Annotated in this window: 14 protein-coding genes; 9 read left to right on the top strand and 5 right to left on the bottom strand. The window is 29.9% G+C overall.

The features are described from left to right. Positions 1–84 precede the first annotated feature (84 nt). The 3 genes from ACT3CE_RS16810 to ACT3CE_RS16820 all read right to left on the bottom strand — a co-directional run bounded on the left by ACT3CE_RS16810 (position 85) and on the right by ACT3CE_RS16820 (position 2637). On the bottom strand, positions 85–1383 hold the full coding sequence (locus tag ACT3CE_RS16810; protein WP_444710936.1) for a dicarboxylate/amino acid:cation symporter: 1299 nt from the start codon (positions 1381–1383) through the stop codon (positions 85–87). Positions 1384–1488: 105 nt separating this feature from the next. Next, on the bottom strand, positions 1489–2028 hold the full coding sequence (locus ACT3CE_RS16815; RefSeq protein ID WP_444710937.1) for an FKBP-type peptidyl-prolyl cis-trans isomerase: 540 nt from the start codon (positions 2026–2028) through the stop codon (positions 1489–1491). A gap of 123 nt (positions 2029–2151) precedes the next feature. After that, positions 2152–2637, bottom strand: a complete 486-nt coding sequence (locus ACT3CE_RS16820; RefSeq protein WP_444710938.1) for a thioredoxin family protein — start codon at positions 2635–2637, stop codon at positions 2152–2154. A 570-nt stretch (positions 2638–3207) separates the two neighbouring features. Here ACT3CE_RS16820 and ACT3CE_RS16825 point away from each other — a divergent pair. The 5 genes from ACT3CE_RS16825 to mtaB all read left to right on the top strand — a co-directional run bounded on the left by ACT3CE_RS16825 (position 3208) and on the right by mtaB (position 9387). Then, positions 3208–3387 carry a hypothetical protein gene (locus tag ACT3CE_RS16825; protein ID WP_444710939.1) on the top strand — a complete coding sequence of 60 codons (180 nt, stop codon included), beginning with the start codon at positions 3208–3210 and terminating at the stop codon, positions 3385–3387. Positions 3388–3527: 140 nt separating this feature from the next. Then, positions 3528–4652 (top strand): aminotransferase class I/II-fold pyridoxal phosphate-dependent enzyme, encoded by a 1125-nt coding sequence (locus ACT3CE_RS16830; RefSeq protein WP_444710940.1) that lies wholly within the window; start codon positions 3528–3530, stop codon positions 4650–4652. 1439 nt (positions 4653–6091) lie between these two features. Next, positions 6092–6736, top strand: a complete 645-nt coding sequence (locus tag ACT3CE_RS16835; protein WP_444710941.1) for a ferredoxin--NADP reductase — start codon at positions 6092–6094, stop codon at positions 6734–6736. A 19-nt stretch (positions 6737–6755) separates the two neighbouring features. Then, complete coding sequence (gene miaB / locus ACT3CE_RS16840) at positions 6756–8099, top strand: tRNA (N6-isopentenyl adenosine(37)-C2)-methylthiotransferase MiaB (protein ID WP_444710942.1); 1344 nt, start codon at positions 6756–6758, stop codon at positions 8097–8099. A 1-nt stretch (position 8100) separates the two neighbouring features. Further along, positions 8101–9387, top strand: coding sequence for a tRNA (N(6)-L-threonylcarbamoyladenosine(37)-C(2))-methylthiotransferase MtaB (gene mtaB, locus ACT3CE_RS16845; protein WP_444710943.1), 1287 nt, complete (start codon positions 8101–8103; stop codon positions 9385–9387). A gap of 47 nt (positions 9388–9434) precedes the next feature. Here mtaB and ACT3CE_RS16850 read toward each other — a convergent pair whose 3' ends face one another. Next, positions 9435–10559 (bottom strand): universal stress protein, encoded by a 1125-nt coding sequence (locus tag ACT3CE_RS16850; RefSeq protein ID WP_444710944.1) that lies wholly within the window; start codon positions 10557–10559, stop codon positions 9435–9437. A gap of 282 nt (positions 10560–10841) precedes the next feature. On the opposite strand from ACT3CE_RS16850, the gene rpsF reads away from it, so the two are divergent. From rpsF to rplI, 3 genes are read left to right on the top strand one after another with little or no spacing between them, the layout of a single operon-like run. Beyond that, entirely contained in the window at positions 10842–11189 is a 348-nt protein-coding gene (gene rpsF / locus ACT3CE_RS16855; RefSeq protein WP_444710945.1) for a 30S ribosomal protein S6, read from the top strand. A 3-nt stretch (positions 11190–11192) separates the two neighbouring features. Then, the gene (gene rpsR / locus ACT3CE_RS16860; protein WP_054721204.1) at positions 11193–11462 is read left to right on the top strand and encodes a 30S ribosomal protein S18; all 270 of its coding nucleotides are present in this window, start codon (positions 11193–11195) and stop codon (positions 11460–11462) included. Positions 11463–11485: 23 nt separating this feature from the next. Continuing rightward, positions 11486–11929 (top strand): 50S ribosomal protein L9, encoded by a 444-nt coding sequence (gene rplI, locus ACT3CE_RS16865; protein WP_444710946.1) that lies wholly within the window; start codon positions 11486–11488, stop codon positions 11927–11929. Positions 11930–12036: 107 nt separating this feature from the next. On the opposite strand, the gene ACT3CE_RS16870 is transcribed toward rplI, so the two are convergent. Beyond that, a complete protein-coding gene (locus ACT3CE_RS16870) occupies positions 12037–12531 on the bottom strand; it encodes a CAP domain-containing protein (protein WP_444710947.1) in 495 nt (164 codons plus the stop codon). A 191-nt stretch (positions 12532–12722) separates the two neighbouring features. On the opposite strand from ACT3CE_RS16870, the gene ACT3CE_RS16875 reads away from it, so the two are divergent. Next, complete coding sequence (locus tag ACT3CE_RS16875) at positions 12723–13433, top strand: TapB family protein (protein WP_444710948.1); 711 nt, start codon at positions 12723–12725, stop codon at positions 13431–13433. The last annotated feature ends 4 nt before the right edge of the window (positions 13434–13437 follow it).

The raw sequence follows: 13437 nt of genomic DNA on the forward strand, positions 1-13437 counted from the left end.
GATTTTTGTTCATGAAAAATGGAAAAAAGTTAGACAAAATGTAATATAAAATTCTGCATCTCAATGTTTATAGTACTTGTATGCCTAGATTTTTTTTATAATAATTTTTGGATTATAATTTAATTTTCCTTCGGTTTTGGCTACAATTGTTGATACTGTAGCATCACCTGTAACATTAACAACCGTTCGTAGCATATCCAATGGTCTGTCAATACCTAATATTAGAGCAAGCCCTTCGATTGGAATACCTACAGATGTTAGTACAATAATAAGCATAACGATACTTCCACCCGGAACTCCAGGAGTTCCTATGGAAGCTAGTGTTGCTGTTACAACAATTATTAGCTGATCGTATATATCTAAATTAACACCAAAAACCTGAGCAATAAAAACTGCTGCAATTGCCTGATAACAACTTGTACCATCCATATTAATAGTTACACCTACTGGTAAAACAAAGCTGGCCACTTCGTTGGAAACCCCCATTTTATTTTCGACACATTCCATTGTAACAGGAAGTGTTGCTGCACTAGAGCTGGTTGAAAATGCCAAAAGCTGAGCTGGGGAAATAGCTTTATAAAAATCAGTGTATTTTATGGGAGTAAAAATTTTCAACAACAAAGGATATATCAGGAAAATCATTATTAGCAATCCACCAACAACTGTAATGGCATAATATCCCAAGGCTGTAAATAAATCAATATCACCAGAAAAATCGACAATTAGTCCTGCAATTAATGCAAACACACCGTAGGGTGCAAATAGCATAATAAGATCTATTATTTTAAGAATAATAGCATCGATACCATTAAAAAATTCTCTTACAACTTTTACTTTTTTATCTTCAAGTATCACCATTGCAATACCAAACAAGATTGCAAAAAATATTACCTGCAACATTTTGGAATTGTCGGTTGCAGCTTTAAAGAAATTGTCTGGAACAATATCAACTATAAATTGCAATGGAGATTCCTCTTTTAAGCTTTCGGCCTGATCCTTTTTGACAATAACTGCAGATCCAAACCGCTCTTGAAGTTCAGTTTTTTTGTGATCGGGAAAAGTATTACCAGGCTCAAAATTATTTACCAGTAACAAACCAAAACTTACTGCAATAATTGTAGATATTACATATAATGATATGGTTTTTAGACCTATTCTAGAAAGCTTAGATATATTTGAAAGACTAGATATTCCTTTAACCAGAGATACAAAAATTAATGGCATTGCAATTAATTTTAATAAATTCAGAAAAACGCTACCCCATGGTTTAATCCAATCGTTGGTAAATTTTGTAAAATTAAAATAAACAGCCAACATTCCAGCTATAATTCCTAATCCCATTCCAATCAGAATTTTCACATAAAGAGGTAATCGCTTCCACATAATCTTCAGTTTTTATAGATTTTTTAAAGATAGTTTTTAAGGAATAAATAAACAAAACCCGAAAGCCAATGACTTTCGGGTTTAAAATATTTTATAGAAATAAAATTAGCAAGAGCAACTTCCACAACTTCCGCTATCGCAACTTCCACTATCACAACCTCCTTGTGGTGCATAAGCAGCTTTCATTTCTTCTTCTGTAGCTTCTCTAACTTCAATAACTTCTCCTTTAAAGAATAAGTCATCTCCTGCTAATGGGTGATTAAAATCCATTTTTACAGTCTCATCAGCAATTTCTAAAACAATACCGTTCATTCTACGTCCGGCACTATCTTGCATAGGAACAACGTTACCTTCTTTAATTACCTCTGTATCAAACTCACCATTAACTTCAAAAATATTCTTAGGCAATTCGATTACTGCTTGTTCTGAAGCCTCACCGTAAGCTTCTGCTGTTTCTAATTTAAAATCAAAAGCATCACCTACTTTTAATCCCATAAGATTAGCTTCAAATTTCTCCAACATTTGACCAGCACCACATAAAAATGTTAGTGGAGTTTCAGTTGCAGCTTTCTCAATAATTTCACCCGTAGGATCTGTTTTCAATTCATAAATAACTGAAACTACCTTATCTTTTGAAATAGTCATAATATTCTATTTTTTAGTATTAATTTTTCTTTCAATTCATTATTGGATACAAAGAAAATACATTTATTTCTTTATACAAATAAAAACAGAGTTCTTAGTCTAAAATTAACAAGAATTAAAGTTTTACTTGTAATACTCAGGATTAAGAGCATCAGGGCGCCAATTATAAAGAAAAGATTTAACCTTTCTTGAATCATAAGCTTTATCTTTCTCAAGATTCCCAGTATTCTGAGTATGTAATCTTTCACCTTTAGAATTAAGAACGACCATTACCGGAAAACCAAATCGCTGTGGGTATCCTAAAGATTTAAGTACTTCTTTATTTTTATTTTCTTTACTATAATTTACTTCTAAAAACACATAATTTTTCTTTAATAATTGGTTCACATCTGGATCTGTTTCTAGAAATTTATGCATTTTTATACACCAAGGGCACCAGTTTCCACCAACTTGAATTAAAACATGTTTCCCTCCTTTTTTAGCCTTTTTAACAGCATTTTCGATATCCTTTTTTGCATCGGCGCCAGGATTATAGATCTTTTGAGCATTGGAACTTAAACAAAGCATTAAAGCTATACTAATAAAGCTTATTGTTCTTAATATTTTCATATGTTTTAATTTAATTATCGGTTAATTTCAATTTGAAGTTAATAGATTCAAATTTGAGTTTTTTAAAAATTGAAACAAATAAAAAGAAATATTACCAATTAATGGATTACGGATTTACTTTTAACGAACTAATAACATTTTTTGTATTTATTAAATTGACATGTTTTAAAAATATTAGTAATTACATGTGTTTAACTGAATAAATTTTAGTTTTACAAACAATTTTTATTTGAAAGAAAAATTATCGAAATCTATAATTCAGGAAGAAAAACAATAAAATTATACTATCATTAATCCATAAATTAATTAAGAGTAAGTTGCAATAAATATGATAAAATATTAATATAAAGTGAGGCGTATACTAGGATTGCTAAGGTAAAGTGGCTATTTGTTGCGAATGTGATATTTTTAAATAAAACATTGACATATTCGTAGATAGAATAACACCACAATATATTTTATTTTCAAATAGATTTGCAACTCCTAAGTTTAAGTAGAATATTTCTAGTATGTATTCGAAATATTTTATATATCATACAATAATTACGAAAATTCAAAGAATTTGCACCTTTGATATACCCTATATTTATTGAGGTTAACTCGAATTATAAAGAAAGTATCATGATATTAAAAAGTATTCTAACAGAACAATTAATATCTATATTCAGCATTGAAAATGCACCAAATATGAGAATATTAAATGTTATTGGTGTTCTTGTAGTAAAAGAAGCCATGAATGTAAATCGATAAATAAAAGAGAATTACCGATAATGACATGTGAATGCTATTTTTCAAATATTATAATCCTTTAAATTCGAACGACATAAATTATAAAAGTATGTTTTTTATACATAAATATCTATTAAAAGCTGCCTAAAGATGATATTTTAATGATGAATGATTATTTAAATAAATACAAGGAAGAACTAGACAAATTAAATGAGGCAGGTAATTTAAGAAGCCTAAAAAAGATCTCTCCAAACGACATAAAAGTAAATTTATCGTCGAATGATTATCTTGGAGTGAGTAAAAAAAACATCCCACGACCTAAAGGTAATTCGTTTGGATCTGGTTCTTCACGCTTATTAACTGGTAACTTTAAGGAGTACGATTTACTGGAAAATGAATTGGAAAATCTTTATGGCAGAGCTTCATTATTTTTTAATTCAGGTTATCATGCCAATATCGGTATTTTATCTGCTTTGGCCTCAAAGGGAGATTTAGTATTATGTGATAAACTAAATCACGCAAGTATTATTGATGGCATACGCCTTTCCAGTGCCGATTACATAAGATTTAAACACAAAGATTGTAATAGCTTAAAACAAATACTTACTGAGAAAAGAGATAAGTACGATCGTGTTTTTATTGTTAGCGAATCTATTTTTAGTATGGATGGTGATGAACCTAATATTAATGAATTAATTGAAATTAAAAAGAAATTTAACTGCTTTTTATACATTGATGAAGCTCACGCCTTAGGAGTAAGAGGAGAAAAGGGCCTCGGTTTAGCTGAAGAAAAAAACTGCATACAGGAAGTAGATCTACTAATCGGAACTTTCGGAAAAGCAATGAATTCGATAGGTGCATTTATAATATGCGATTCGATAATAAAGGATTACCTGATAAATAAAATGAGATCCCTTATTTTTACAACCGCATTACCCCCAATTGTTATTAGTTGGAATTATATTATGCTACGAACCATTGTTAAAATGAAAATGGAACGTGAACATTTAATTACATTATCGAATAAATTACGAAAAAAGTTAATCGAACTTGACATAAAAACGAATGGAAATTCAAATATAATTTCAATACTAATTGGTGATAGTCAAAAATGTGTAAATTTAGCTGAATATCTTCATCAAAAGGGATATTTAACTTTCCCTATACGGCCTCCAGCTGTACCTAAAGGTTCGGCCAGATTAAGATTATCGGTTTGTGCTCAAATGGATTGGGAAGATGTAAAAGATTTACCTCTACTGATTAAAAATTATTGCAATGAGAACTAAATGGATTCTTTTTATGAATAGTTGAGCCTGCGACGAAAAGTCTTTAATCTTCTTAAAATCTAACTCTTACGACTAACTCAAAGTGAATTCCAGAATTGGTTTTTCAAGAGATTTTAGATAATTTAAATAAAGAAAATATTGAGAAATTTTAGTAGAAAATGAGTGGTGGAAATAATGATTTTATACAAAATCAAAAAAAAATATGCTACAAAGAGAATTATTCGAACAAAAAGAAGACCTTAAGATATTACAGAAAACAATCAAAACTGGCAATATCGACTAGAACATATTCAATCTTGCATTAATTGGTAGTTACGATTTTATTTTCAAGCAAATAATCATAAAAATGCATTGAATAATTCGCTTAAGATAATTGAAAGAAATGTTCCCTATCTTTGTTTTGATTAATGGGAATCGTGGGATGAAATCATAGAGGATCTCGTACATGAAATATAAAGAATATATCAAATTTATTGCTGTTAAAATTTTAAAGTAAATCTAATTCTACACTTTAAATAGCACTTCTTAATTACATAAATCATTGCATTTTATAGAATGTATTTTTTTATGACACTTAAAGCTTAATTTTCTTTATAGATCTAACTAGTCTGAAATAATTAATGTTAGATTTTAATAGTGCAATAAACCGAATTCTATTGCTTGTCTATTAATTTGAAAATATCAATATTAAAAGAAACATGATAATGTTTTATCAGAAAGAGTTAAAATGATACTCAAATCGACTACCTGAAATTTTAGATAAAAAATCACACCTAGTAATTTTCAATTCTTGTTCTTGAACGAGAAAACATTGCTCTTGCATTTATGAATTACAAAATTTTAATGAATCGTAATATTTCGCTATGTGGATTAATTCTTACTTTTCTTAAAATATTAAATGTATTTATTTTAAGAAGAGTCAAAAAGTATTTTGAATCTCTATTGAAATAATTTTAATTTCTTCTTTCCTATTTTAAAAATTTCTGTATTTAAAAAAACTCCTTATATAATTCTAATTTCGGAAAACTATTCACTTAGTTGATATTATAAATATTTCTCTATCAGACTTAGTTAAAGTTTACATTTTATCTGCATCTAAAATCAAAATCCCTGCTATATTCCTTATTAATGTACACACTATTAATAAATATTAAATTGTCAGCAAGTTTAACACCTTCAAAAAAGCACTTAAAAGATTTATAATCAATAGTTAAACTAAAAAACTAGTAGGTATTTAAATACGATCATTATAGATCTTTTACTTCGGTTTTTGTAAAATTTATTAAAATTTTATATGCTCGTTTAAAAATAAGATAATAAGATCCCTTACTACTTGTTGTTCTCGTAAATTTTATTTTGTTTTGCAATTAATTATTTGAAATGATTCCATATAATGTTATTTATATCGATATTATTTCCAAGTAAAATTTAATACAATTATGAGATCACATAAAATTATCGAAATACGAAATTTAAATCCATCTACTTATGTTATTCAGATGGAAAAAAATAATTTCACATTTAAAACCGGTCAGTATATTACTTTAGGATTTTCCGGTAGTATAGATCGAAGAGAGTATTCAATTTATAGTTCGGAAAAGGATAAATATCTTGAAGTTTTAATAAAAGAAATTGATGAAGGATTAGTTTCTAAAAAATTAAGAAAATGTAAACCAGGAGATTTTTTAGATGTTGATGGCCCTTTTGGACATTTCTCCTTGCGAGAAAATGAGTTAGAAACTAAAAAATTCTTATTTATTGCAACAGGAACTGGGATATCACCAATTCATAGTTTTGTTGCAACACATCCAAATTTGAATTATACCTTAATTCATGGTGTTAGACAAGAAAATGAAGCCTATGAACGTGATACATATAAAAATGGAAATTATGTATTATGCACATCCCGAGAAAATACTGGTAATTTTCATGGACGAGTTACTGAATATCTAAAATTAAACCCCGTTTCTTCGGATACAATTTGCTATTTGTGCGGCAATTGCCACATGATTTACGAAGCCTATGATATTCTTGAAAAACAAGGAATTACATTAGGGCCAATACATACCGAAGTTTACTTTTAAAAATTATAATTGTTTTAATATGAAATATCATTTAGTTGCATTAGGCTGCCAGATGAATACTTCTGATGGTGAGAGAGTTAGATCTATTATTGAAAAAATGGGCTATCAATGGACAGATCAGGAAGAAGAAGCAAATTTAATTGGAATTTTAGCTTGTTCTGTTCGACAAAAAGCTATTGACAAGGTATATTCAAAAATCCATAAATGGAATAGGTGGAAAAACAAACGTAATTTGGTGACTTTTGTTTCTGGTTGTGTCTTACCATCAGACCAGAAAAAATTTCTAAAATTATTTGATATTTTATTCCAAATGAAAGATCTACCAAACTTACCTGAAATGATTCGGCAGTACGGTGTAGCTACGCCCGTTGGTTTACAACAAGGTTTCGACTCTCAAAATGAAAATATCTCTGAATTCTGGAATGTAAAACCAAACTACACTTCTAATTTTGAAGCTTTTGTTCCCATACAGAATGGTTGTGATAAATTTTGTTCTTTCTGTGCTGTTCCATACACAAGAGGTCGTGAAGTATCTCGCCCTTCGGCTGAAATTGTAGCAGAAATAGAAAATTTAGTAAATAAAGGATATAAATCTATAAGCCTACTCGGACAAAATGTTAATTCGTATGGACTAGATAAAAATGGAAATGAAGTCGATTTTCCTAAGTTATTAAGGATGATTGGTGAATTGGGCACAAGGTTAAATAATGAATTCTGGATTTATTTTACTTCACCACACCCACGTGATATGACAGATGAAGTAATTCAAGTAATTGCTAATTATAAGTGTTTAGCAAAACAAATTCATTTACCCTTACAATCTGGCGATGATAAAGTTCTAATTCACATGAATCGGAAACATGGCATGGAAAAATACCGACAAATTGTTCATACGGTAAAAAGATTAATTCCAGAAGCAACTTTATTTACCGATATTATCGTTGGCTTTACAGGCGAAAGTAATGAGCAATTCGAAAATACCAGAAAAGCTATGGCTGAGTTTAAATACAATATGGCATATATAGCTATGTATTCACCTAGGCCTGGTGCACTTAGTCATAGGTGGTTTGATGATGTTAATCTGGATATTAAAAAACAAAGACACCGACAGTTAACGGAAGATTTAAAAATACATTCCAGAAATTATAATGAGCAAATGCTTGGCAAAACTTTTAGGTTATTGGTGAAAGGAAAAGCTCGTCATGAAGGTTATTTAATGGGATTAACAGAAGGAAAAATAAACGTGCGATTTTTATCGAATAACGAAATGCTTATTGGAAATTTTGTTGATATCAAAATAACTTCAGCAGCCGATTTTTCGGTAGAAGGAGAACTAATTAAGTTAAAAAAAGAGGTGGTATAAAGTGAAAAAGAAAGTAGCGTTTAAAACATTAGGTTGTCGTTTAAATCAATATGAAACTGATGCCTTGGTTTCACAGTTTCAGGAGAATGGTTATGAATCGGTTTCTTTTGAAAAAGAGGCTGACGTATATGTAATTAACTCATGTACTGTTACTCATCAAAGCGACCATAAATCGCGTAATTTTATTAATCAGGTTAATAGAAGAAAGCCTGATTCAGTTTTAGTCGTAACCGGCTGTATGGCTAATAATGCCAAAGAGGAACTGGAAAACAAATCGGAGATTAATTATGTAGTTGAAAATGATCAAAAATCATCTGTATTTTCGCTTGTTGAGGCTCATTATAAGGGGGAAATTATACACCCTTCAAATTTAAATTCTGATCTATTTTCCTATCAATCAACAAGCAAGGGGTTTCATACCCGTAGTATGGTTAAAATTCAGGATGGTTGCGATAACTTTTGTACATTCTGCATTATTCCTTCCGTTAGAGGCCGTGCCGTTAGTCGAGCCGTTTCAGATATTATTAAAAATATTAAAACGCTTATTTCTAATGGAGCAAAAGAGATTGTGTTAACAGGGGTAAATATTGGCAGATATAATTTTAAAGAAACTAATTTTGATGATTTAGTTGAGAAAATTCTAGAATTAGAAGGAGATTTTCGCTTACGAATTTCATCGATTGAACCCGATGGGTTTGGAGATAAATTTTTGAACCTTTTGAATCATCCAAAAATGACACCTCACTTACATTTGTGTTTGCAAAGTGGATCAGAATCGATTTTAATGCAAATGCGAAGAATGTATACAGTAAAACGATTTAAAGAGATAGTTACTAAAATAAAAACACAAAACCCTTATTTTAATATTACTACTGATATAATTATAGGATTCCCAAATGAAAGTAATGAAGATTTTAAGGCAAGTTGTCAGCTAATAAAAGAATTAAATTTCGGACATGTTCATACGTTCAAATACTCTATAAGAAAAGGAACACGAGCAGAAAGAATGCCAAATCAAATTGATGAACATATAAAAACTAAACGAAGCAAAATTTTAAGAGGAATTTCTAAAGATGTAAAAATAGAATATCGAAGATCATTTATTGGAAAAGATCAAGTTGTACTTGTGGAAAAAATCGAAAATGATAAAGCTAAAGGATATGGTGAAAATTATATTCCGATAGAATTCCATGGCAGAAACATTAAGATAAATCAGTTTTATAAACTTAAAATCACTGATATTTCAAATGATAGTGATGATCCTATTTTACGTGGAGAATTAATATAAAAAGAAGACGCAAAATTGCGTCTTTTTTTATATTAATTCCTATTAATTTAATGAAAAACTAAAATCGGAATATGTGTTTTTATAAATAATTTTCTAGACATTTGTCCGATAAATAAGCGCTGCAATAAATTATGCTTTCTAGCTAGAATGGCAATTAAACCGATGTCATGATCTTGAGTATATTTTTCTATCCCCTCAGTTTTTTCATTCTCTTGAATAATTCTGCAACTCACTTCCGAATCTCCTAAAGCTCTTTTTAAATATTTTCTAAGAACTTGCATTCTATGCTCTCCTATTGGATCATCACTTTCTTTCTCCTGAAAATGGACACAATGAATTTTCATATCATAAGCTTTCGTTATGTATTTTAAATTCGCTATGGCCTTAAAATCTGCTTTGTCAAAATCTGTTGCGTACATAATATTATTAACGCTATCTAAATCAACATGTTCACCCTGATCGGAAAGTATTAAAACAGGAACTTCTGATTCTTCCAATACATTTGAAACAACACTACCTAGTAAATTTGTTGTTCCAGCAGTTTCTCCCCTACTTCCCATAATCATTAAATCGGGTTTGTATTTAGCACACATATTTAAAATTTCAGAAGATGCAGTTCCACCACTTATTACATAGTCTACTTCAATTCCTTTACACTTGTCCAATTCCAGCCTATTACGAATATCATAATAAAGCTCTTTAATTTGCGCTTTAGCATTTTTTTCCACCTCCGATAGTACTTCCACTACTGTTGAGTTGTAGGTGTAACTATCCGAGAATGGAACCGATTCTATTGCTGAAGCAAAATAAGTATGAAACAATAAAATATCAGCATTAAATTTTTTGGCAATTCCAACCGCATAGTCACAAAGCTTTGGTGAGAAATCCGAAAAATCAACTGGAACCAATATTCTATTCACATCTAAATTTTTTTGAGGAAAACTTTTATCCAAATCTTCCTGAGCATAACTTAAATCGAGTTCTTCGATAATTTTAAGAGCACGATTAAGATCTCCAGCTTTTATTCGAACTTTAACACCACCACCAATGGCAGATTGTATCATATTCAAATTTTTTAAATAGCACTCCACTCCTTCCGATTCTAAACGAGTTTTAAGCAGCTGGGCTCTGGAGTAACTATATGTTGCTAATGTTATCATCCTGTCCTTCATAAGCCTTAGTTTAGTTTTAGTTCTACTAATAAGTTACAAAAAATTAAATAGCTTGGCAAAATTTGGAGCTAAAACAGGATAAGAACAAATGTTTTCATAAATTTAAGTTTTATTAAGCATACTTTCCTCCTTTATATTATAAAACTCTGAATCAATTTATTATTTTTGTAGGCTGTAGCCGAATAAAAATCAAGTATTCTTGAAAAATCAAAAAAGAATAGTTAATTTTGCGGCTCAATAAAAAACACTTAATTATTAAGTATTAATTAAATTATTTAAGTTATGTTGAATCATTATGAAACCGTTTTCATTGTAACTCCCGTTTTATCTGAGGCTCAGGTAAAGGAAGCGGTAGAAAAATTCAAGGCTCTTATCACAGAAGGTGGCGGTAAGATCGTAAATGAAGAGAACTGGGGACTGCGCAAGTTGGCTTATCCAATTCAGAAAAAAAGCACTGGTTTTTACCAATTGCTTCAATTTGATGCTCCAGGCGAATTAATCGAGAAATTGGAATTAAATTACAGACGTGATGAGAAGATCATTCGTTTCTTAACTTTCAAGCTTGACAAATACGCTTTTGAGTATTCAATTAAACGAAAAGGAAATCTTAAAACTAAAGAGGAGAAATAAGTCATGGCACAAAATCAATCAGAAATCAGATATTTGACCCCACCTTCAGTTGAGATCAAAAAGAAAAAATACTGTCGTTTTAAGAAAAACAAAATCAAGTATATTGATTACAAAGATCCTGAGTTTTTGAAAAAATTCTTAAACGAACAAGGAAAAATCTTACCTCGTCGTATCACAGGTACTTCTTTAAAATATCAAAGAAAGGTAGCTACTGCTGTTAAACGTGCTCGTCACTTAGCATTACTGCCATACGTAACTGACATGATGAAATAATCTTTAAAGAAGGAGGAAACGAAATGGAAATAATCTTAAAACAAGATATCCATACTTTAGGGTATAAGAATGATATCGTAACTGTTAAGAATGGTTACGCAAGAAATTACTTGATTCCTAATGGTATTGCTGTTTTAGCGACTGAATCTGCTAAAAAAATGCATGCTGAAAATATGAGACAAAGAGCTCATAAAGAGGAGAAAATCAAAAACGAAGCATTAGAAATTGCTAAAAAATTAGAAGGTGTTACTTTAAGTTTAGGTGCTAAAACTAGTACTACTGGTAAAATCTTTGGTTCTGTAAATAATATTCAAATTGCCGAAGCATTAACTGCTCAAGGATTTGATATCGACAGAAAAGTGATTTCTATCAAAGACGCTGTAAAAGAGATTGGTAAATATACTGCTACTGTGAAACTTCACAAAGAAGTGAAAGTAGAGATCTCATTTGAAGTAGTATCAGAATAGTTCGCTTCAAAAAAAATTAATTTAAGTTTTAACAGACAAACTTAAAGCTTTTCAAACAAACAGATTAAAGCCACTCTGATTAACGCTCGGAGTGGTTTTTTTATATGCTATTGTCTAGGTGTGGCAAAATCCTGGGTCCAGTAATTCCCCTCTCGTCCCACTCCCATTTTAGTATAATTAGAATTCATTATATTGGCACAATGTCCCTGACTATTTAACCAGGCATTTACTACCACATACTCGTTATTATATCCATTTGCAATATTTTCTCCAGCATAAATGTAATTGTAAGAAAATTTAATTAAACGATCCGTAAAGTAATCACCATTAGATGATTTATGTTCACAAAAATTATTGTCGGACATATCCTGACTGTGATGTAAAGCCGCCTGTTCTAATTTTTTATTTCTACTTAATTTTTCAACAGGTGGATAGTAAGTTTCTCCACAAAAAACGCCTGAAATTCGGACTTCGTTTACCAAGCTTAAAATTTCATCTTTATCAATATTTACCGAATCATCTATAGTATCGCTACTGTTGCTACAGGATACAAAATAAAGAGAACATATTAAAATTAAACCCGCAATAATACTTTTTTTCATACTAATTATTTACTCTGTTAAACAAGCAGGTTGATTTAGAGGTTGAGAATGACGAATATAGGAAATTTAACTAATTAACTCTAATTTAGATCTGCCCAATGGTTTATAAAATAAGAGATAAGATAATTTTATGATTGCTATAATTTCCGTAAATTTAAGTTTTAATACTACCTAAAATGTAAGCTTTACTAATGAAAATTCTTTATTCAAGTATATTATTAATTCTTTTATCTAGCGTTTTAGCTTTCGGACAGAGAGATTATTCATATATTCCTTCTAAAAGAAATTTTAAGGCCAAATATGTTACATACGATCACAAAAATAGAGAGTTATATACTGAGATTTGGCAACTTTCTGGTAAATCAAAAGATAAACACGGTTCATTAAAATTTAATATTGAATCGGAAATAACTACAGCAAAACAAAATACCTTTTACCAATACTTTCATTTCACCAATATAGATTCTAATTTTTTTATGGGTTCGGAACGATATCTGGATCCTATAAAACTAGATTCTTATCAAAGAATGGTTGTTAAAATAAATGCTGATAGTGTTATGTTACCCCTTAAACCAAAAATCGGGCAAATACTACCTGAAGCCACTTGCCAGGCAAATATTTTGAGAGGAACAGGTTCTATTCTTATGTCGATGAATGTTTTATTAATCAACCGAAAAGTTGATGGGAAGGAAAATATTGAAACTCCTGCCGGAAAATTTAATTGCTATCGAATTTCTACAGAAAAAATATCCTTTTCTGGTATTTCGAAAAGTAAAACAAAAATTATTGAATGGTATGCTATTAATGTTGGATTGGTTAAAATGGAAGAACATCATAAGAATGATAACCTTATTAATTATAAAGTATTAGAAAGTATAGCCGAGGATTTTTTTATTCCATAGCAAA

It is taken from the genome of Marinifilum sp. RC60d5, from assembly GCF_052400665.1.
GTDB lineage: Bacteria > Bacteroidota > Bacteroidia > Bacteroidales > Marinifilaceae > JBQTGK01.